We start from the raw sequence: 19,536 nt of genomic DNA, 5'->3' as shown, positions 1-19,536 counted from the left end.
CATGACTGTGGACAACGTGGCGGCGGTCCCGTTCGACGGGGAGTTGTCCACAGGCCGCCCGAACCGCCATCAGGCCGTGGCAGGGTCGTCCCCAGGCGGCCGGACGGGCCGGTCGCCGGTCTCAGGAGGGAGGGGCGGGGATGGCCTGGAGGGACGAGGCATGGGTGGAGGCCGTCACGTCGCGGCGCACCGTGATGACGACGTCACCGCCGGAGTCGCGCGTCGTCGTGCTCGGGCCGCCGCGCGATGTGGCCGGGGCCTGCCGGTGGGCGGTGTTCCAGCTCCTGCGGCACGCGGTGGCCGCCGACGGCGCGTTCGTGGTGGAGGCCGGTGGAGTCCGCCGCACCTGGTGGTCGGGCGGGTCCGGCCCGCGGCTGCTGGTGTCGGCTCCTGAGGACGCGGCACTGGATCCGGCGTGGCGAGCGTGGCGGGCCGCCATCGGCGGCGACGCGGGGACGACGCCCACGGCCCGGGCGGATCTGCCCTGGACGCGGTACGACTTCACCGGGCCGTCGCCTGCGCCGGGGGACGCCGTCGTCGACCTGCGCGGGCGCACCGTCGTGGTCCCGGCCGAACAACAGCGCTTCGAGGACGTGACCGCCGACGGCCTCGCCGACGGCACCCTGGTCGCCTGGCTGACCGAGCTGGCCGACGACGTCGTGGACCTCGGCCTGCTGCCCACCGACGACGGCGACGGCACGCTCACACCACCGGGGCAGGTGGGCGCCCGCGATGCCGTCGACGGGCTCACCGTGACCCTCGCCCGTAGCGGCGACGAGACGGGCGTCGTCGAGATGGACCTGGCCGCCGACGGGCCGCACCTGCTCATCGCGGGCACCACGGGATCCGGGAAGTCGGATCTCCTGCTGTCCCTCCTGCTGGGGGCTGCGGCGCACCACCCGCCGGCCGAGGTCGCGTTCCTGCTGCTGGACTTCAAGGGCGGCGCGTCGTTCGGTCCGCTGGGCGCGCTCCCCCACACGATGAGCCTGGAGACCAACCACGTGGGAACGGCCTCGTTGCGGGCGCTGAGCGCCATCCGGGCGGAGCTGCATCGCCGCGAGGCCCTCTTCGCAGAGGCCGGGGTCAGCGACTATCCCGGTTTCCGTCGCCGCCATCCGGACGCGGCGCTGCCTCGGCTCGTCGTGGCGATCGACGAACTGCGCGTGCTCGTGGACGACCACCCGGACGCGGCCGCCGTCCTGCAGCGTCTGGCCGCCACGGGCCGTTCCCTGGGCTTCCACCTCATCCTGGCCACGCAGCGGGCCACGGGTGCGGTGGGCTCGGACCTGCGCTCGAACCTGGGCAGCACGATCGCCCTGCGCACCGCGACGGAGCAGGAGTCGTGGGATCTCGTGGGCACGGCCGCCGCGGCCCGGCTCGACCCGCGTCGCCCCGGCTCCGCGATCCTCTCGACGGCGGGGCGCCCGACGGTCCCGTTCCGCGCGTCCCAGTGGACGGTCGACGGCGGCACGCCCGTGTGGCGACGGCTGGGCGAGGCCGCGGCCGCCCCGGCCGTCGCCCCCTGGGAGGCCGTCGTCTCGGTCCTGGTGGAGAAGTACGCGGCGGGTGACTGGCCGACACCCCCGCCCGTGGTCACCCCCGCCCTGCCGGAGCGCTGGGTGCCGGACCGCGCTCGCCGGGCGGAGGCCACGGCCCTGGCCCTGCTCGACGACGCGGCCCACGGCCGGCACCGTCCCTGGCGGTGGCCGACCGGCGCGGAGGGACGCACCGCATGGATCGTCGAGGCCGCGGGCGGTCGCGCGGAGACGCTGGCCGCCGTCGTCGAAGTGGCGCTGCGCAGCGGCCGGCCGGTGGCCGTGCTGGACGGCACCGGGGAGGCCGCGGCGGCCGCGCGGTCCGGGACGCCGGTGCTGACCCCGGACGTCGAGGGGGCCGGGGAGGCCGCCCTGGCCCGCCTGCGCGAGCTCGCGGCCGCCGGCGGCACGGCGGTGATCACGGGCTGGAACGCGTGGTCCGGCCTGCGCGTCGGGGACACCTACCGCACGGTCGAGGAGGACGTGCACGACTGGCTCGGCCGTCCGACCGCCGCCGGCCTGCGGTTGGCGGTGTTCGGCGGCCGAGAGCTGGCGACGGGCCGGCTGCTGCTGCACCTGCCCCACCGCTTCTTCGTGCCGGCCGGGACGAACGCCGAGCACCGGCTCATCTGGCCACGGCTGACCGAGGTCGAGCCCCTGCCGGGGCGGGCCGTGCACATCAGTCCCGCCGTCCCCGAACCCGGCATGCCCTGCCAGCTCGCGTCTCCCGCCCCGGCGTGACCGCACTGACGGCGATTCCCGTGTGACCGCAGCGGAACGGTGGACTCAGCTCCGACGTCCACCCGGCGAGACGTTCTCCCGTCCTCCGTCGAACGTGGATGCCGTGGTCGAGGTCGCCAGGAGCAGTCGGACAGGGCGCCCCTTCGTCGCCGTCCGTCCAAAGGGGACGCCGCATCGTCCGGCGAAGACGTCCCGAAGGTCGCAAGACGGATGAAGCGAGGAGGCTGCTGTCCGGTCCTGCCTCGAGTAGCCCCGTGACCGTTCGCACGAGTGCCTCGGCACTCATGCAGAAGATTCCTCGCCGCTCGCTCGCGCAGTCTCCGGTGGGCAGGAGCCTCCTTTCCGCATCCGCACCGACAGCATGCGTCCCCGAGTCTCGCCCCCACCCAGCAGAGCACGCCCGGGGAGGAGCGCTGCAACGAGAACCCAGGGCACCGGTCGGAGAAACACTGCGCTTGCCCTCCACGCAATGAGCGGCAACTCACCCGTGGCGACAGACGCGAGCCACCTCACTTCTTCGCCCCGATCACCCACCCGCACTCTGGGGCAGCCGCTCACCGCGGTCTACGCTCTGACCCATGGCGCAGATCGTCCTCTTCCACCACGCCCTCGGTCTCACGGACGGCGTGCGCGCGCTCGCCGAACAGATCGCCAGCGGCGGTCACACGGTCCACACCCCTGACCTCTACGACGGCCGCACCTTCGCCACCGTGGACGAGGGTGTCGCCCACGCCCAACAGATCGGCTTCGAGGAGATCGGCCGGCGCGGGATGAGGGCGTGTGCCGAGCACCACGAGGCCTCCGTCGTCGCGGGCATCAGCATGGGCGTGATGCCCGCCTGGCGTGCCGCCCAGGTGGTGCCCGGCTTCCGCGCGTGCATCGCCATGGCCGGCGCCCTGGACCTCGACGCCTACGCCCCGCTCTGGCAGCCCCACACCGCCCTGCAGATCCACCTCGGCACCCGCGACCCCTGGGCCCTCGAGGGCGACCTCGAGACCGCCCGCTCCTACGCGGCCACCGCCGAGCACCCGGACCGCCCCGCCGACCTCTTCGAATACGACACGGACCGGCACCTGTTCATGGACTCCTCCACCGCCGACTTCGACGCGGACCTCACCGCCGTGCTGGTCCGCCGCATCCACGAGCTCCTGGCCTGAGCCGCGAAGCAGGCCCGGCTCAGGCGGAGCGCCGCCCGCGCGCCACCGTCGCCAGGGCGGCCAGCAGCACGAACACGAAGCCCGAGGCCGCCGCGAACACGTAGCCCGCGGACGGGGCGACGCCGTCGATGAACACGCCGGCCAGCGGGGCGCCCATCGCGGCGCCCGCGGTCATGGCCGAGCCGTAGAAGCCCATCGCCTCGCCGCGCCGCTCCTCCACCACGAGGTGCGACAGCCGCGACGAGGCCGAGGCCAGGGTCGGCGCCGTCAGCAGACCCGAGGGGATCGAGGCCAGCGCGAGCGCCCACACCCCGTCCACGAGCGCGAGCGGCACCGTCGCCACGGCGAACAGCGCCATCAGCAGGTACGGGTGCACCTGGCGACCCCAGGCCCCATAGAAGAGCCCGCCCACGGCGGAGGCGCCGCACCAGAACGCGTACACCAGACCCACCGACGCCGCGGCGCCCTGCGACTCCAGCTCGGCCACCATCGAGACCTCGGTGCCGACCATGACGATCCCGGCCGCCATCGACACCACGAGCACGCCGAGCACCTCCGACCCAACCCAGGAGAAGTGGCTCCGCCGCCACTGCCGCAGCCGCTCGGCCCGGGCCGGGCGCGGCGCCGTCGTCGGCCCGGAGCCGTCCGCGGCGATGACGGGCAGCGACCCGGTGACCAGGGGGATGGCCTCCGTGATGGCCGGCAGCGCACCGGTCGCCAGGCTGGGGGCGGCCATCTCCACGTGCATGGGCGCGGCGGTCACCGCCTGGGCGATCGCCTCCTGACGGTCCTGCTCCTCGGTGTAGGGATCCTCGGTCGCCGGTCCGACGACGGCCAGCTGACTCGACCGTGTCGGCGGGTTGAACCACATCAGCAGGATGCCGCCCAGCGCGCTGGAGAGGCCGACGATGGTCAGGCCGAGGGCACTCGACCACGTGGCCGCGACGACGGCGCCCAGCGCCGGGCCCATCATGAAGATCGTCTCCGTGACGATGGAGTCCAGGGCAAACGCCGTCTGCCGGTCCTTGCCGTGGGTGAGCACGCCGAGTCCCTGCCGGACGACGGAGAAGATCGGCAGTGAGAACACGCCGCCCAGGAACACGGCCAGGAGCATCGGCCAGAACGGCAGCCACGGGACGATCGGCCAGATCACGGCCTCCGCGATCACGGAGGGCAGCAGTGCACGGCGCAGCCCCTTCGCGTCCACCACGCGGCCCCGCCACGGCGAGCCCACCGCGATGCCCAGCGTCATCGCCGCCCCAGCCAGGCCGGCCTGGCCGTAGCCCAGGCCCAGCGTGAGCGCCACGTGCAGGGTGAGGATCACCCCGGCCGCGGTGTGCGGGAAGCGGGCGATGAACCCCACCGCCAGCAGATGGCGGATCCGAGGGTCCTGCAACAGCCGTCCGTACGCTCCGAAGTCCACCGTCGAATCCTACGGGAGGGGTCAAGGCACGCCCCGGAGGCGCCGTCGAGACGGCCGCGCGCTCGGCGGACTCAGCCGTTGCTGCGCCGGTCCTTGGCCCGGATCAGGTCGAGGGCGATGGCCGTGCCGAGCACGGCGCAGCGCACCACGGGCGGCATGCCGGGGTCCAGGCGCATCTCGTACCGCGAGCGCCCGGCCAGGGCGTTCATGACGCCTCCGAACCGCGCGGTCACGCGGGCGATCGGCTGCTGGCCCACGGTCATGGCGTAGTCGTGGTCCCACAGGTCGCCGGTCACCGCGAAGCACGTGCCGTCCACGACCTCGACGTTCACGGACGTCCGCAGGAACGCGATCTGGCGGACGAGGTTGGCGAAGGGCAGCCCGTCGGCGTCCAGGATCGCGAAGCGGTCGCGGCCGAACGTGGCCGGGTCGGCGAGGCGGAAGAGCACGCGGCCGTCGTCACCGTCGACCACGTCGAAGCTGCGGTTCCCCATCAGCATTCGGCCCAGGCCCCCGCCCGTGGTGACCACCGAGACGACGGTGCGCCCGTCCGGGTCCGTCACCTGGATGTCGTTGGACAGGAAGCTCGTCACCTGCTGCAGGATGAGGACGTCCGTGTGGGCGAGGCGACCGGCGTCGAAGGCGGGGCTCATGGGACCAGTCTGCCGTGTCGGGCCCTGCGGAATATTCAGGACGGGGCGGCTCGTTGTGCGGTATAGTTCATTTTTGAAGAACACGGCGACGGCGCGGCCGGCACCGTGAGACCCGCCCCCGGGCACACTGAGGAGCACACCATGCAGTTCGGCGTCTTCACGATCGGCGACATCACCGCCGATCCGACGAACGGGACCGCCCCCACCGAGCATCAGCGGATCAAGGACACCGTCAAGATCGCCCGCCACGCCGAGCAGGCGGGCTTCGAGGTGTTCGCGACCGGCCAGCACCACAACCCGCCCTTCGTGGCCCCGGGCAACCCGCCCACGCTGCTGGCCTACCTGGCCGCGCAGACCGAGACCCTCCAGCTCTCCACGGCGACGACCCTGATCACCACCATGGACCCGGTGCGTCTGGCCGAGGACTACGCGTACCTGCAGCACCTCGCCGACGGTCGCGTGGACCTGACGATGGGCCGCGGCAACACCGGCCCCGTGTACCCGTGGTTCGGCAAGGACATCCGCCAGGGCATCCAACTCGCCGTGGAGAACTACAACCTCCTCTACCGCCTGTGGCATGAGGAGACCGTGGACTGGAGCGGCAACCACCGCACCCCGCTGCAGGACTTCACCCTCACCCCGCAGCCCCTGGACGGCGTCGCCCCCTTCGTGTGGCACGGCTCCATCCGCTCCCCCGAGATCGCCGAGCAGGCCGCCTACTACGGCGACGGCTACTTCCACAACAACATCTTCTGGAACAAGGAGCACGTCATCCAGATGGTGCGCCTGTACCGCCAGCGCTACGAGTACTACGGCCACGGCAAGGCCCATCAGGCGTACGTGGCCCTGGGCGGCCAGGCCTACATGGCGAAGAACTCGCAGGACGCCGTGGCGGAGTTCCGCCCCTACTTCGACAACGCGCCGGTCTACGGCCACGGCCCGTCCCTCGAGGACTTCTCGAGGATGACGCCCCTGACGGTCGGCTCGCCGCAGCAGGTCATCGAGCGCACGCTCACGTTCCGCGACTGGGTGGGCGACTACCAGCGTCAGATGTTCCTCATCGACCACGCCGGCCTGCCCACGGACACCGTCCTGCGGCAGATCGACCTCTTCGGCGAGGAGGTCCTGCCCGTGCTGCGCAAGGAGTTCGACGCTCTGAAGCCGGACGACGTCCCGGCGGCCCCGACCCACGAGTTCCTCGTGGCACGCGCCCGCCGCGGCGAGGCTCCCGTGCCCGGCGGCAAGGAGGGATCGCAGGCCCAGCTCGACCGCGCGGCGGCCGCCGAGCAGCGCGCCACCGCCGATGCCGCGAAGGGCGGTGCCGCGCAGTGACCACCCCCGGCGCCCCCGATGCCTCCGCCCCGTTCACGCCGCAGGCCCGGCACCTCGCCGTGGTCTCCGGCGGGTCCGGGGACCCGTCCCAGACCCGCATGCTCGCCGAACGCATGGCGGAGTCCGCCTCGGCGGCGCTCTCCGAGCACGGCGTGGTCCCGCAGATCCACCTGATCACGCTGCGGGAGCTCGCCGTGGACATCGCGCAGGCCCTGGTGACCTTCGCCATCTCCCCGGCCCTGCGCGCCGCCCTGGACGAGGTCGCCCAGGCCGACGCCGTCATCGCGGTCTCGCCCACGTACAAGGCCTCCTACTCGGGCCTGTTCAAGTCCTTCTGGGACCTCGCGGAGCCCACGTCCGTCGTCGGGGTGCCCGTGCTCCTCGGCGCCACCGGCGGCACCGCCCGCCACTCGCTCATGATCGACACCGCCATGCGGCCGCTGTTCGCCTACCTCAAGGCCCGCATCGTGCCGACCGCGGTCTTCGCGGCCTCGGACGACTGGGGCGAGGCGGCCGGCGTGCAGGCCTCGATGCGGACCGACCCGCTGCAGTCCCGCATCCGGGCCGCCGGACGCGACCTGGCCGAGATCACCCTGAGCCGCCCCCCGCGGGCACGCGCCGCCGCGCCCGCGGACATCGACCTGGAGGTGACCCCCTTTGAGCAGCTCCTCAACCCCGGCCCCTGAGCCCGCCGCGCAGGACGCGGCGCCGGCGGAGCCCGACGGCGGCTGGTTCGGCTCCGCATCGGAGGCGCACCGCCCGGTGGACCCGCCCAAGCGCGCCTGGCGCGCCTACTTCGAGGCCACCCAGATGCTCACGGAGGTCCTGGAGCGCCGCCTGAAGCAGGACTGCGGCATGTCGCTGGCCGACTACAACCTGCTGCTGCTCCTCTACGAGTCCCCCGAGGGCCGGCTCCGGCTGGGAGAGCTGGCGTCCCGGATGGTCTTCTCCCCGTCGCGCATCACCTACCAGGTGAAGACGCTCGTGGCCCGCGGCCTGATCGACCGCCGCCCGGTGGCCTGTGACCGGCGGGGCTTCGAGGCCGTCCTCACCGACGAGGGCCGGTCCGCCTTCCGGCGCGCCGCGATCGAGCACGCCCGGCAGGTGGACGAGCTCTTCCTCGGCGACCTGGCGCCGGGCGAGGCGGAGTCCCTCACCCGGATCTTCTCCCGCCTGGGGCGGCGGCTCGAGGGGCTGTGCTGACCGCGTCCCCACCTGGCCGGGGCCGCCCCGGGACGTGACGAGGCCCGGTGATCCGTGCGGGATCACCGGGCCTCGTCGTGTCGTTCGGGGCGGAATCGATCAGCCGACCAGCTGACCGCCCAGGGTCACGGTGGCGTCCGTGGCGGCGCCGGCGGCGTCGACCACGGTGACCACCACGGAGCCGCCCGCGGGCACCTCGGCCGGCACGGGCAGCCAGGCGCGGTACTCGCCGGTGAGGTCCAGGCCGTCCTGGCCGAGGACCGTGCCGTCGGCGTCGTAGGCCGTGACGGTGACGGAGGCGAAGCCGCCCTGATCCGTCTGCGCGACCACCTGGGTGCCGTAGGCGACACCCTCGGCGGGCGCGGCCACGACGTCGGTCACGCCCGGCGCAGCGGCCTCGGCGACCGGGGCCTCAGCAGCGGGGGCCGCCTCGGCGGCCTCCTCCTCCGCGGCGGCCTCGGCGCGGGCCTTGAGCTCGGCCGCGATGGCCTCCTCCTCAGCCGGCGTGAACTCGGTCAGCTCGGACTCGTCCACGGCGGGCTCGCCGCCGGTGGGCAGGTCCTCGTCGGCCACGGGGCCCGCGACGTCGGCGATCGCCGGGGCGGTCTCGGCGGCCGGAGCGGTCTCCGCGGCCGCGGCGGTCTCGGCGGCGGGCGCCGCGGAGGCGTCCAGCGCGTCGAGGGACTCGACCGGGACCATGATCGAGGACATCGCCTGGGCGTCGCAGCCCACCACGTTGCCCTCGGCGTCGAAGGTCACCGGGGCGATGCCCGAGATGACCCCGACCACCCGCTGCTGGGCGTCATAGACGGCCCCGCCCGAGTCGCCGGCGTAGGTCGAGGCGGTGTCGAGGGCAACCTGATCCGCGTACGCGTCGTCGCAGACCGTGGCGGCCTCGAAGGTCTGCGTGTGGGACACGGTGTTCGGCGCGCCCAGCGGCACGGACGAGCCGTGGGTGTAGACGGTCTCGCCCACACCGATGGACGAGGCCGGCCGCGTGGACCAGTCGCCCACGACGTCGACGTCGTCGGCCAGGGCCACGCGGACCGCGTCCACGCCCGAATCGCCGGGCAGTGCCGAGACGGTGCCGATCGCGGTGCCGTCGACGTCGCGGACGGTCGAGCCGATCTGCCACTGGCCCGCACCACAGTGGGCCGCGGTGTAGGCGGTGGCGTCGTCGACGATGGTCAGACTGCACGCCCCGGCCGGCGCGGTGATCGCCGAGCCCTGGGTGAGCGTGGTCTGCGCGAGGGCGGGGCCGGCACCGGCCACCACCACCGCGCCCAGCGCCGCGGTGGCGACGCCGGTCAAGGTTCTGGTTCTCATGGGTACTCCTCGGAGGATGGGAGGCATGGGGCCGGCGCGCGGCGCACGGCCTCCAGGACGGGGTGGGGCCACCACGGGCCCTCCCCTCCCCCTCAACGGTACCGGACAGGCCGGGCGACCGATCAGGGTCGGCGGACCGTGATCTCCACGGAGTCGGCCCGCTCGGCCAGCAGCGGCAGGTCTGCCAGGAGGGTCTTGAGCGTGGCCGTCATCAGGCGCACCCCGGCCGCGTCGGCGTCCCGGGTGGGCATCGCGACGATCTGCAGCTCGGGCCCGGCCCCGCCTCCGTTCATCACCGCGCCGGAGCCCGTGTGCGTGGCCACCCCCGACCCGGGTGCGAGGCCCAGGTTGAGCAGGTTCGGGACCAGGTCGGCGACCTCGGCGATCTCGTCCGCGATCTCCTGGTCCCGATAGGCGGGGGTCCACTCCCTCTGCTGGGCGAGCGACCACACGGCCGGGCGTCGCACCACGTACGTGTGCTCGGCGCCGGCGTCGATGACGACGAGCTCACAGCCCTCGTCCACGGCGGACAGGCAGGCACGCGGCAGCCACACGGCCACGGGTCGGGCGACCGGGTTCCATGCCGTCAGCGCGGGCACGTTCGTGAACACCGGCAGCGCCTGCCGGCCGTCCGGCGCGCGCATGGTCACGAGGGCCACGTCCGCGGCCTTGTCCCCGTGCGCCGCGACGTCGTGCTCGTGACCGGTGTGGTCGGCGTGGTCGTGGACGTCGTCCTCGTCCACGGCAAGGGTGGGCACGACGGCGGCGAACACGCGGATGCGCGCGAGCACCTCCGTCACCTCCCGCTCACCGGCGGAGCCGTCCGTCAGGGCCGCCATGACGGCGGTCCACTCGGCCGGGCTGGTGCCGTCGTCCTCGTCGAACACGTGCAACGGGTTCGCGGAGCCGTCCACGCCGGGGCCGGAGAGGTCACGGCCCTGCCACGGGACGCCCGCGGTGTCCGCGGTGTTCTCGCCCGCGGTCTTCTCCCGCATGCGGTCGAGTGCGGCCCGGATGTGCCCCGGCAGCTCCCGGGCCGCCGGATGCGGCACCGCGACCGTCTCGTCGATCGGACCGAGCCCGTCGTCGCGGGCCAGGCCGCCGTCGTCGTGCGAGCCCGTCACGGGGCGACCGGGCCGGGCTGCTCGGAGCGCGCCTGCTCCACCGTGGCGCCGCCGGCGACGGCCAGCGCCTGCTCCAGGCTGAAGCGGCCGGCGTACAGCGCCTTGCCCATGATCGCGCCCTCGACGCCCTGGCCGGTCATGGCCGCGAGCGCGGCAACGTCCTCGAGGGAGGAGATGCCGCCCGAGGCGACGACCGGCTTCGCGGTCTTCGCGCAGACCTGGGCGAGCAGCTCCGTGTTCGGCCCCTTGAGCGTGCCGTCCTTCGTGACGTCGGTGACCACGTAGCGGGCGCAGCCGGCATCCTCGAGGCGGGCGAGCACCTCCCAGAGGTCGCCGCCCTCCTTGGTCCAGCCGCGGGCGGCGAGCGTGGTGCCGCGCACGTCGAGGCCCACGGCCACCCGGTCGCCGAAGCGCTCGATGACGCGCGCGGTCCAGTCCGGGTCCTCGAGGGCGGCGGTGCCCAGGTTCACGCGCGCCGCACCCATCTCGAGGGCGTTCTCGAGCGAGGCGTCGTCGCGGATGCCGCCGGACAGCTCGATCTTCACGCCGATCTCCTCCACCACACGGCGCATGACCTCGCGGTTGTCACCGCGACCGAAGGCCGCGTCCAGGTCCACGAGGTGGATCCACTCCGCGCCGGCGCGCTGCCAGTCCAGGGCGGCGGTGACCGGGTCGCCGTACGAGGTGGCGCTGCCGGCCTCGCCCTGGACGAGGCGGACGGCCTGGCCGTCCTGGACGTCGACGGCGGGCAGCAGCTCGAGGGCGGGGGCGTTCGGGGTCATGGGGTTCCTCTCGGGTGGGGCGGCCGGCGCGGTCAGGCGCCGACGGTCAGGAAGGAGGCGGCGATGGCCATGCCGGCCAGCACGAGGACGATCACGATGGCCCACAGCGGCGCCTTCTGCGTGCGCATGGACCAGGCGGCGCCGAGCAGCAGCCCGCCGAGGGCGAGGTAGAGGACGGACCAGTAGGGCATCAGAGGGTCTCCAGCCAGTTGCGCAGCAGCTGCAGCCCGGCGTCCCCGGACTTCTCGGGGTGGAACTGCGTGGCCGACAGGGGGCCGTTCTCCACGGCGGCGATGAAGTCCGCGCCGTGGTGCGCCCAGGTGACCTGGGGCGGACGCATGGCGGAGATCGTCTGGTCGAACTCCCATTCGAGCACGCCGTAGGAGTGGACGAAGTAGAACCGCTCGTCCTCGATGCCCGCGAAGAGGGCGCTGCCCTCGGGCGGCCGGACGGTGTTCCAGCCCATGTGGGGCAGGACCTCGGCGGGCAGCTCGGCGACGACACCCGGCCACTCCCCCATGCCTGCGGTGCGCTCGCCGTGCTCGACGCCGGCGTCGAAGAGGATCTGGTGGCCCACGCAGATGCCGAGGACGGGTCGGCCCCCGGCCACGCGGCGGCCGATCCAGCGGGTGCCGCCGACCTCGGTCAGTGCCCGCATCACGGACGCGTACGCCCCGACGCCGGGCACGAGCAGCCCGTCGGCCTCCTGCACGGCCTGCGGATCGCGCGTGAGCTCGACCTCCGCGCCGGCCCGCTCCACGGCACGCAGCGCCGAGTGCACGTTGCCCGAGCCGTAGTCCAGGACGGCGACGCGCGGCCGCACGCCGGGGACGGTGGTGGGGCGGGCCATCAGAGGGCGCCCTTGGTGGAGGGCACGCCGGTCATGCGGGGGTCGTCCTCGACGGCGGCGCGCAGGGCGCGGGCGAAGGCCTTGAACTGCGCCTCGACGATGTGGTGCGGATCCCGGCCTCGCACGACGTCCATGTGGAGGCAGATCGCCGCGTGGTACGTGATCGACTCGAACACATGGCGGGTCATGGAACCGGTGAAGTGCCCGCCGATGAGGTGGTACTGCTGGCCCTCGGGCTCGCCCTCGTGCACGAGGTACGGCCGGCCGGAGACGTCGACGACGGCGCGCGCCAGCGCCTCGTCCAGCGGCACGGACGCCTCGCCGAAGCGGCGGATGCCGGACTTGTCCCCGAGCGCGGTCTTGAGCACCTCGCCCAGGGTGATGGCGACGTCCTCGACCGTGTGGTGCACGTCGATGTGCGTGTCCCCGGTGGCACGGACCGTCAGGTCGATCTGGGAGTGCCGGGACAGCGCGGTGAGCATGTGGTCGTAGAACGGCACGGTGGTGGAGATCTCAGCGCGGCCGGTGCCGTCCAGATCCATCTCGACGTACACGTCCGACTCGCTCGTGGTGCGCGTCATGCGCGCACGGCGTCCGGAGATCAACTCGGCTGCCACGGGTCCTCCTCGGGCTGGGTCCGCACCGGTCCGGGACGGGTGCGGGGGGATGCGGGTGCGCGCGGCCGGTGCCGGCGGGCCGGGGCGCCGCGCGCGCTGTCCCCATCCTAGGGAGCCGGGCGGACGCCGAGACTCCGGTGACGCCTCAGGACCGGTCCCCGGTCTCGCCGAGGACCTCCGCGAGAGCGGTGAGGAACGCCGTCGTCTCCGCCTCGGTGCCGGCGGTGACGCGCAGGTGGTGCGGGATGCCGACGTCCCGCACGAGGACGCCGCGGTCGAGCAGGCGGCGCCACACGTCGGACGCGTCCTCGAGGTGACCGAAGAAGACGAAGTTCGAGTCGGACACCGAGGGCCTCAGTCCCAGGCCGCGCAGGGTGGAGACGATGCGGTCGCGCTGGGCCTTGATGTCCTCCACGGTGCGCAGCAGCGCGTCCACGTGATCGAGGGCGGCCTCCGCCGTGGCCTGCGTGACCGCGGAGAGGTGGTACGGCAGGCGCACCAGGCGCAGGGCGTCGGCGACGGCGGGGTCCGCGGCCAGGTAGCCCAGGCGCGCGCCGGCCAGGGCGAACGCCTTGGACATGGTGCGCGTGACGATCAGCCGCTCACGGCCGGGCAGGAGGGTGAGGGCGGAGCGGGTGCCGGCGAGGGCGAACTCCGCGTAGGCCTCGTCCACGACGACCATGGCGCCGGGCCCGCCGGCGGCCTCGTTCTGCGCCTGCGCGGCGTACACGGCCTCGATGGTCGCCAGGTCCAGGGCGGTGCCCGTCGGGTTGTTGGGCGAGGCCAGGAAGACGACGTGCGGACGGTGCTCCCGCACCATGGCCGCCGCGTGCTCGGCGCTGAGGGTGTGGTCTTCGGCACGGCCGCCGTCCACGAACACGGTGTCCGTGCCGCCGGCCAGCAGCGGGTACATGGAGTACGAGGGCAGGAAGCTCAGCAGTGTCCGCCCGGGGCCGCCGAAGGCCTGGAGGATCTGCTGCAGGATCTCGTTGGAGCCGTTGCCGGCCCACACGTGGTCCGCCGTGAGGCCGTGGCCGAGGTAGCCGGCGAGCGCACGTCGCAGCCCCGTGAACTCGCGGTCCGGGTAGCGGTTCAGCCCCCCGGCGACGGCCGCGACCCGCTCGGCGATGGCGGTGGCGACCTCCTCCGGCACCGGATGCGTGTTCTCGTTGGTGTTGAGCATGTACGGCACGTCCAGCTGGGGGGCGCCGTAGGGGCTCAGGCCGCGGAGGTTCTCACGCAGGGGCAGAGAGCTGAGGTCGGTCATGGCCGCCAGTCTAGGAAGCGTGGAGGGCGAGGCCCGCCGTGCGTCACCGCGTGGCCGGGACGAACAGCTCCTCGCCCGGCGCGGGGGCCCGGCCCTCGAGCCCGTTGAGCTCGTCGATCGTGGCGATCACCTCGTAGACGTCCGCCTCCGGAGCCACCGTGGTGGCGATGGTCCACAGGCTGTCCCCGGGCATGACCGTGACGGACTGGGTGGCGGGCCCCGCGGTGTCCGCGGACACCGCGGCGGGCGACAGCAGCACACCCAGGAAGAAGGCGGCCGCCAGCGTGGCGGCCACGGCCGCGGCGATCACGGGGATCCCCCGCAGCACGAGGCGGCCGCGGCGGGTCAGACGGATGGTGGCCGGACGCGGCCGCGCCGTCGCGGGCGAGCCGGCGAACTGGGCGGTGGTGAGCGTCATGGTGTCCTCCTCCGGGGCGGATGCCCTCCAGGTGATCGAACATGTGTTCGAATCCGTTCGAATGCCTTTCTAGCACAGGTGTTCGAGACATGCCACGACGAGATCGAACATATCTTTGAAGGAGAGGCGGCTCTCCTCTAGGCTCGAGGCCATGCACGGACGCCCCGGAACGCCCCGGGACCGCCAAGACACAGGCAACCAGCGGGGGCGGACACGGTAAGCGTCCGGACGGCAGCCGGACGCCGGAACACGAGTCCGGCCACCATCACCCCGGGAGAACGGACGGCAGCCATGAGCACCACCGACGATCAGCCGGCGGCGCGCGCGCCGCTCACCGACCGCCAGCGGCGGATCGTGCAGACCATCCGGGACGCGATCGCCGACCACGGCTACCCGCCCTCCATGCGCGAGATCGGCGACGCCGCGGGCCTGGCCTCGCTCTCCTCCGTCACGCACCAGCTGGGCCGTCTCGAGCGGCACGGCTACATCCGGCGCGACCCCGGACGCCCGCGTGCCCTCGAGGTGCTGCTCGACGTGGACGGCACCCCGCTGGGCGAGGCCGCCTCCCCCACCGCTGCGCCGTCGTCGCGGGTCTCCGCGATCCCCGCGTGGCACACCGGCGCAGACGAGGCGGACAGCGTGCCGGTCCCCTGGGTCGGCCGCATCGCGGCGGGCGGCCCGGTCCTGGCTGAGCAGCAGGTCGAGGACGTCATGGCGATCCCGCGACGCCTCACGGGCGAGGGCGAGCTGTTCATGCTGCGCGTCACGGGCGACTCGATGGTGGACGCCGCGATCTGCGACGGCGACTGGGTGGTGGTGCGCCGGCAGGACACGGCGGAGAATGGCGACATCGTCGCGGCCCTCCTCGACGACGAGGCCACCGTGAAGACCTTCCGCCGCCGCGACGGGCACACCTGGCTCCTCCCCCAGAACACGGCCTACGAGCCCATCCTCGGCGATCACGCCACCGTGATGGGGCGGGTCGTCACGGTCCTGCGTTCGCTCTGACCCGCTCCCTCCGGCCGGGCCGACGGCCCGAGGCCGAGCGAGGTCAATCGCCCGAGGCGAGCCGTGCCAGCACCCCGCGGACGACGTCGCGGTCCGTGGTGCGCCAGAAGTCCGGCAGGGCGCTCGTGATGTAGCCGCCGTACCGCTCGGTGGCCAGGCGGGGGTCCAGCACGGCCACCACGCCGCGGTCCGTCACGGAGCGCACGAGGCGCCCGGCGCCCTGGGCCATGCGCACGGCCGCATGCGTGGCGGAGATCCGCATGAACCCGTTGCCGCCGTGCCGGGCGACGTCCCGGGTGCGGGCCTGGGAGAGCGGGTCGTCCGGCCGCGGGAACGGGATGCGGTCGATCACCACGAGCCGCAGCGAGTTCCCCGGCACGTCCACGCCCTGCCACAGGCTCATGGTCCCGAACAGGGACGTGTCCGGCTCCTCGGAGAACTGGCGCACGAGGGCGGAGAGGGTCGCGTCCCCCTGGCACAGGATCGTGGTCTTCGGCCCGAGCCGACGGCGCATCTCGGCGGCGGCGTCCTCGGCCGCCCGGCGCGAGGAGAACAGGCCGAGGGCCCCGCCCCGCGACGCCCTCAGGAGCGCCTCGAGCTCATCCAGGGACTCGGGCGAGGCCGTCCGGCCGGGCCGGGGCAGGTGCCGGGCCACGTAGAGCACCCCCTGACGCGGGTAGTCGAAGGGGCTGCCGACGTCGAGGGCCTCGAACTTCGGGGCGTCCGGGCCGGCCAGGCCCACGTCGCCGGCCACCGAGTCGAACCGGCGCTCCCCCGAGCCCACGGTGAGCGTGGCGGAGGTGAGCACCGTCGTCGCCTTGCCGAACAGGCCCTCCCGCAGCTTGCCGGCCACCGAGAGCGGGGCCACGTAGAGCTGGGGCGGGTCGGTCTCGTCCCCCGGCTGCCAGCCCACGCCGGGCTCGAAGTGGCCGGGGCGGGTGGCCCACAGCACCTCGGGGAAGTCGGCCTCGGGCCGGGCCGCGAGCATGCGCTCCACCACCTCGAGGACCTCGAGGATCCGCGAGCGCGCCATCTGCCGTCCGCCGTCGGCGTCGGCCTCCTTGTCCTTGTCCTGGCCGAGGTCGGACAGGCACTGGCGCGCGGCCGTGAGGACGCCGGTGAGGGCCTGCTCCTGGACCTCGTCGGGGCCCGCGGCGATCAGACCGGACGGAGTGTCCGTGAACGCGCGGTCCAGGGCCGCCCCGGCCTCGATCAGGTCCTCCACGGCCACGGTGGTGTGGCGGCGCAGCGAGGTGGCCGCGCCGTGCACGATCGACCCGGACAGCTGCCCGGTGACCGCACCGGTCACCCGGTCCTGCAGCTCGTGGGCCTCGTCCACGACGACGGCCGAGTACGCCGGCAGCACCGCGAGGCCCTCGAAGGCGCTGATGGCGAGCATCGCGTGGTTGGTGACCACGACGTCCGCGTCCGCCGCGTCCGCGCGGGCACGCTCGGAGAAGCACTCCTCGGCCTGGGGGCAGCGGGACGCGCCGAGGCAGTCGACCGCGGTGACGGAGACCTGCCGCCACGCGCGGTCGGTGACGGGGACCTCGAGGTCGTCGCGGTCCCCGGTCTCGGTCTGGTCCGCCCACGCCCGCAGGTACATGACCTCCTTGCCCAACAGGGAGGAGGGCCCGGCGGCGCCGTCCGTGGCGGAGCCGATCACCCCGCCGTCGTCGGCGACCGTGAAGAGGGCCTCCTCGCCCTCATCCCCGGGGTAGCCGCCGTCCACCTTGTGGCGACAGAGGTAGTTGGAGCGGCCCTTGACCAGGGCGACGACGGGCTCGCGAGGCAGCTCGTCCTTGAGCGCCTCGACCAGCCGGGGGGCGTCCCGCTTCATGATCTGGGCCTGCAGGGCGAGCGTGGCCGTGGCGACGACGACGGGGTCCTCCTGCGTCATCGCGTGCTGGATCGCGGGGATCAGGTAGGCCAGGGACTTGCCGGTGCCGGTGCCGGCCTGCACGAGCAGGTGGCGGCGCGACTCGAGGGCGCGCGCCACCTGCAGCACCATCTCCCGCTGGCCCGCGCGGTGCTGGCCGCCGGTGGCCTGCACCGCGGCGTCCAGCAGGCGCAGTGCCTCGCGCTCGTGCTCCGTGCGGGGCTGCGCGCCGCCTGCCCCGACTTCCTCCGCCCCGCCGCTCACAACGCGTCCGCCTCCACGACGAACTCGGCGAAGTCCGGCGCGATGTCTTCACGGACCAGCACGGACAGGCGGGTGCCGCCCTCCTCGTAGCCCTCGGCCAGGATCTCCGCGTCCGCCGAGTGGAGGCGGGAGACCAGCTCACCCCGGGTGAACGGGATCAGCAGTTCGAGCCGCACGTCCGGCCGCGGGATGGTGGCCGCGATGGCGCGCTCGAGCTCGTCGATGCCCTCGCCGGTGCGCGCCGAGACCACCACGGCGTGGGGCTCCTTGGCCCGGATCCGGGCGATGACGGCCGGGTCCGCGGCGTCCGCCTTGTTCAGCACGATGATCTCGGGGATCCGGTGCGCGTGCACCTCCGCGAACACGGAGCGCACCGCGGCGATCTGGCCCTCGGGGTCCGGGTGCGAGCCGTCCACGACGTGCAGGATGACGTCCGCGTCCGCGACCTCCTCGAGGGTGGAGCGGAACGCCTCGACCAGCTGCGTGGGCAGGTTCCGCACGAAGCCGACCGTGTCCGAGAGGGTGTAGCCGATGCCGTCCGGCGTCATGGCCTTGCGCACGGTGGGGTCCAGCGTGGCGAACAGGGCGTTCTCCACGAGCACCCCGGCGTGGGTGAGGCGGTTGAGCAGGGACGACTTCCCGGCGTTGGTGTACCCGGCGATCGCCACGGACGGCACCCGGTTGCGACGACGGTTGGCGCGCTTGGCCTCCCGGGCCGGCTTCATCCCGGCGATGTCCCGGCGCAGCTTCGCCATGCGGGTGCGGATGCGGCGGCGGTCCAGCTCGATCTTGGTCTCACCGGGTCCACGGGAGCCGATGCCCTCGCCGGCGGCGGCACGGCCGCCGGCCTGCCGGGACATGGACTCGCCCCAGCCGCGCAGGCGCGGCAGCAGGTACTCGAGCTGCGCGAGCTCGACCTGGGCGCGGCCCTCACGCGAGCTCGCGTGCTGGGCGAAGATGTCCAGGATCAGCGCGGTCCGGTCGATCACCTTCACCCGCACCACGTCCTCCAGCGCGCGACGCTGAGACGGGGCGAGCTCGGAGTCCACCACCACGGTGTCCGCACCGGAGAGCGCCACGATCTCGGCGAGCTCCTGCGCCTTGCCCTTGCCGAGGAACGTGGCCGGGTCCGGGGTGGCGCGGCGCTGGATGACGCCGTCGAGCACCTCCGAGCCCGCGGTCTCGGCGAGCGCGGCGAGCTCCCGCAGGGAGTTCTCCGCATCCTCCGCGGAGCCCTCGGTCCAGACGCCCGCCAGCACCACGCGCTCCAGGCGCAGCTGGCGGTACTCGACCTCGGTCATGTCCTCGAGCTCGGTGGACAGACCCTGCACGCGCTTGAGGGAGTGGCGCGCGGCGAGCTCGTCCTGGTCACCGTCGGCGTCCGTGTGCCCGTCCTCGCCCTCGTCCAGGGCGAGTGCGCGGCCCGCGAGCGCGCCGGAGCGGTCCGGGGTGCCGGCGTCGGGGGCGTCCTCGTGGTCCGCGACCACACTGTCCGCGGAGCCGCGCCCGGTCGCCTCGCGGCCGGAGGCGCGGCGAGCGTCATCGGCGGCCAGGATGCGGTCGATCACGGCCTGGATCTCGTCCTCGGAGCCGTGGGCGCCCTGGGGGCCGGGGGTGTGCTGGTTCTTCTCAGTCATGGTCTCCTCTGGGCCGCCGCGGTCGGGCGACCCGATCGTCTCAGGGTAGAGGGGTCGGCGGACGCGTTAGGCGGCTGTCCGCAGGGGGCGGACGTGGCGGGTGACGCGCACGGCCGGTTAGGCGGGGTTCGGCGCCGCGCTGCGACGATCTCGCGGCGGCTCCGTCGGCATGGGGAAGGTGAGCACGCGGCACCGCAGCCACGAGGTCTCGTCGGCGGGCGTGCAGGGACGGACCACATCGTCCATGGTGGGATCTCCATCAGGTGCCGGGGCGCGCTCGACGGCCTCATCCGAGGCGGGCGCGCCCCGGCACCTGATGG

18 protein-coding genes are annotated in these 19,536 nt (G+C 73.8%); 6 read left to right on the top strand and 12 right to left on the bottom strand.

What is annotated here, in order from left to right; translation table 11 throughout:
- Positions 1 to 140: 140 nt before the first annotated feature.
- On the top strand, positions 141 to 2,276 hold the full coding sequence (locus J1M41_RS00635) for an FtsK/SpoIIIE domain-containing protein (protein ID WP_241247530.1): 2,136 nt from the start codon (positions 141 to 143) through the stop codon (positions 2,274 to 2,276).
- A 578-nt stretch (positions 2,277 to 2,854) separates the two neighbouring features.
- Positions 2,855 to 3,433 carry a dienelactone hydrolase family protein gene (locus J1M41_RS00630; RefSeq protein ID WP_206450937.1) on the top strand — a complete coding sequence of 193 codons (579 nt, stop codon included), beginning with the start codon at positions 2,855 to 2,857 and terminating at the stop codon, positions 3,431 to 3,433.
- A 19-nt stretch (positions 3,434 to 3,452) separates the two neighbouring features.
- Here J1M41_RS00630 and J1M41_RS00625 read toward each other — a convergent pair whose 3' ends face one another.
- Positions 3,453 to 4,856, bottom strand: a complete 1,404-nt coding sequence (locus J1M41_RS00625; RefSeq protein ID WP_206450936.1) for an MFS transporter — start codon at positions 4,854 to 4,856, stop codon at positions 3,453 to 3,455.
- Between the two features lie 71 nt (positions 4,857 to 4,927).
- Positions 4,928 to 5,509 carry an LURP-one-related/scramblase family protein gene (locus J1M41_RS00620; protein WP_036339093.1) on the bottom strand — a complete coding sequence of 194 codons (582 nt, stop codon included), beginning with the start codon at positions 5,507 to 5,509 and terminating at the stop codon, positions 4,928 to 4,930.
- Between the two features lie 141 nt (positions 5,510 to 5,650).
- Here J1M41_RS00620 and J1M41_RS00615 point away from each other — a divergent pair, with 141 nt between their 5' ends.
- The 3 genes from J1M41_RS00615 to J1M41_RS00605 are packed head-to-tail and all read left to right on the top strand — an operon-like array spanning position 5,651 to position 8,044.
- Positions 5,651 to 6,841, top strand: coding sequence for an LLM class flavin-dependent oxidoreductase (locus tag J1M41_RS00615; protein ID WP_036313995.1), 1,191 nt, complete (start codon positions 5,651 to 5,653; stop codon positions 6,839 to 6,841).
- Positions 6,838 to 7,527: an FMN reductase gene (locus J1M41_RS00610; protein ID WP_020628145.1), complete on the top strand. Its 690-nt coding sequence runs from the start codon at positions 6,838 to 6,840 to the stop codon at positions 7,525 to 7,527. Before J1M41_RS00615 ends, J1M41_RS00610 begins: the two co-directional genes overlap by 4 nt.
- Positions 7,499 to 8,044, top strand: a complete 546-nt coding sequence (locus J1M41_RS00605; protein ID WP_236601201.1) for a MarR family winged helix-turn-helix transcriptional regulator — start codon at positions 7,499 to 7,501, stop codon at positions 8,042 to 8,044. Before J1M41_RS00610 ends, J1M41_RS00605 begins: the two co-directional genes overlap by 29 nt.
- 99 nt (positions 8,045 to 8,143) lie before the next feature.
- On the opposite strand, the gene J1M41_RS00600 is transcribed toward J1M41_RS00605, so the two are convergent.
- The 8 genes from J1M41_RS00600 to J1M41_RS00565 all read right to left on the bottom strand — a co-directional run bounded on the left by J1M41_RS00600 (position 8,144) and on the right by J1M41_RS00565 (position 14,428).
- Positions 8,144 to 9,370, bottom strand: coding sequence for a trypsin-like serine protease (locus tag J1M41_RS00600; protein WP_223247523.1), 1,227 nt, complete (start codon positions 9,368 to 9,370; stop codon positions 8,144 to 8,146).
- Positions 9,371 to 9,492: 122 nt separating this feature from the next.
- The gene (locus tag J1M41_RS00595; RefSeq protein WP_049147214.1) at positions 9,493 to 10,494 is read right to left on the bottom strand and encodes an SseB family protein; all 1,002 of its coding nucleotides are present in this window, start codon (positions 10,492 to 10,494) and stop codon (positions 9,493 to 9,495) included.
- On the bottom strand, positions 10,491 to 11,276 hold the full coding sequence (gene priA / locus J1M41_RS00590) for a bifunctional 1-(5-phosphoribosyl)-5-((5-phosphoribosylamino)methylideneamino)imidazole-4-carboxamide isomerase/phosphoribosylanthranilate isomerase PriA (protein ID WP_020628149.1): 786 nt from the start codon (positions 11,274 to 11,276) through the stop codon (positions 10,491 to 10,493). Before priA ends, J1M41_RS00595 begins: the two co-directional genes overlap by 4 nt.
- 32 nt (positions 11,277 to 11,308) lie before the next feature.
- Positions 11,309 to 11,467: a hypothetical protein gene (locus J1M41_RS00585; RefSeq protein ID WP_004167696.1), complete on the bottom strand. Its 159-nt coding sequence runs from the start codon at positions 11,465 to 11,467 to the stop codon at positions 11,309 to 11,311.
- A complete protein-coding gene (hisH, locus tag J1M41_RS00580) occupies positions 11,467 to 12,126 on the bottom strand; it encodes an imidazole glycerol phosphate synthase subunit HisH (protein WP_004167703.1) in 660 nt (219 codons plus the stop codon). Before hisH ends, J1M41_RS00585 begins: the two co-directional genes overlap by 1 nt.
- Positions 12,126 to 12,707 (bottom strand): imidazoleglycerol-phosphate dehydratase HisB, encoded by a 582-nt coding sequence (gene hisB / locus J1M41_RS00575; RefSeq protein WP_152743305.1) that lies wholly within the window; start codon positions 12,705 to 12,707, stop codon positions 12,126 to 12,128. Before hisB ends, hisH begins: the two co-directional genes overlap by 1 nt.
- Before the next feature lie 181 nt (positions 12,708 to 12,888).
- A complete protein-coding gene (locus J1M41_RS00570; protein ID WP_020628150.1) occupies positions 12,889 to 14,010 on the bottom strand; it encodes a histidinol-phosphate transaminase in 1,122 nt (373 codons plus the stop codon).
- A 43-nt stretch (positions 14,011 to 14,053) separates the two neighbouring features.
- The gene (locus tag J1M41_RS00565; RefSeq protein ID WP_020628151.1) at positions 14,054 to 14,428 is read right to left on the bottom strand and encodes a LysM peptidoglycan-binding domain-containing protein; all 375 of its coding nucleotides are present in this window, start codon (positions 14,426 to 14,428) and stop codon (positions 14,054 to 14,056) included.
- 291 nt (positions 14,429 to 14,719) lie between these two features.
- On the opposite strand from J1M41_RS00565, the gene lexA reads away from it, so the two are divergent.
- Complete coding sequence (gene lexA / locus J1M41_RS00560) at positions 14,720 to 15,436, top strand: transcriptional repressor LexA (RefSeq protein WP_020628152.1); 717 nt, start codon at positions 14,720 to 14,722, stop codon at positions 15,434 to 15,436.
- Between the two features lie 43 nt (positions 15,437 to 15,479).
- On the opposite strand, the gene J1M41_RS00555 is transcribed toward lexA, so the two are convergent.
- The gene (locus J1M41_RS00555) at positions 15,480 to 17,579 is read right to left on the bottom strand and encodes an ATP-dependent DNA helicase (protein ID WP_036383346.1); all 2,100 of its coding nucleotides are present in this window, start codon (positions 17,577 to 17,579) and stop codon (positions 15,480 to 15,482) included.
- The gene (hflX, locus tag J1M41_RS00550) at positions 17,576 to 19,216 is read right to left on the bottom strand and encodes a GTPase HflX (protein WP_206450935.1); all 1,641 of its coding nucleotides are present in this window, start codon (positions 19,214 to 19,216) and stop codon (positions 17,576 to 17,578) included. The genes J1M41_RS00555 and hflX overlap by 4 nt, the downstream gene beginning before the upstream one ends.
- Positions 19,217 to 19,536 lie beyond the last annotated feature (320 nt).

The organism is Micrococcus sp. KRD096 (genome assembly GCF_017168495.1).
Taxonomy (GTDB): Bacteria; Actinomycetota; Actinomycetes; order Actinomycetales; family Micrococcaceae; genus Micrococcus; species Micrococcus luteus.
Note: the sequence above shows the minus strand (reverse complement) of the source record. Positions and strands in the feature narration are given on the sequence as shown.

Bases quoted from the DNA above. Each gene is read 5' to 3' on its own strand.
- lexA (WP_020628152.1), top strand. From the start codon at position 14,720: ATGAGCACCACCGACGATCAGCCGGCGGCGCGCGCGCCGCTCACCGAC.
- hisH (WP_004167703.1), bottom strand. From the start codon at position 12,126: ATGGCCCGCCCCACCACCGTCCCCGGCGTGCGGCCGCGCGTCGCCGTC.
- J1M41_RS00635 (WP_241247530.1), top strand. From the start codon at position 141: ATGGCCTGGAGGGACGAGGCATGGGTGGAGGCCGTCACGTCGCGGCGC.
- J1M41_RS00570 (WP_020628150.1), bottom strand. From the start codon at position 14,010: ATGACCGACCTCAGCTCTCTGCCCCTGCGTGAGAACCTCCGCGGCCTG.
- J1M41_RS00615 (WP_036313995.1), top strand. From the start codon at position 5,651: ATGCAGTTCGGCGTCTTCACGATCGGCGACATCACCGCCGATCCGACG.
- J1M41_RS00600 (WP_223247523.1), bottom strand. From the start codon at position 9,370: ATGAGAACCAGAACCTTGACCGGCGTCGCCACCGCGGCGCTGGGCGCG.
- J1M41_RS00565 (WP_020628151.1), bottom strand. From the start codon at position 14,428: ATGACGCTCACCACCGCCCAGTTCGCCGGCTCGCCCGCGACGGCGCGG.
- J1M41_RS00585 (WP_004167696.1), bottom strand. From the start codon at position 11,467: ATGCCCTACTGGTCCGTCCTCTACCTCGCCCTCGGCGGGCTGCTGCTC.
- priA (WP_020628149.1), bottom strand. From the start codon at position 11,276: ATGACCCCGAACGCCCCCGCCCTCGAGCTGCTGCCCGCCGTCGACGTC.
- J1M41_RS00620 (WP_036339093.1), bottom strand. From the start codon at position 5,509: ATGAGCCCCGCCTTCGACGCCGGTCGCCTCGCCCACACGGACGTCCTC.
- hflX (WP_206450935.1), bottom strand. From the start codon at position 19,216: ATGACTGAGAAGAACCAGCACACCCCCGGCCCCCAGGGCGCCCACGGC.
- hisB (WP_152743305.1), bottom strand. From the start codon at position 12,707: ATGACGCGCACCACGAGCGAGTCGGACGTGTACGTCGAGATGGATCTG.
- J1M41_RS00630 (WP_206450937.1), top strand. From the start codon at position 2,855: ATGGCGCAGATCGTCCTCTTCCACCACGCCCTCGGTCTCACGGACGGC.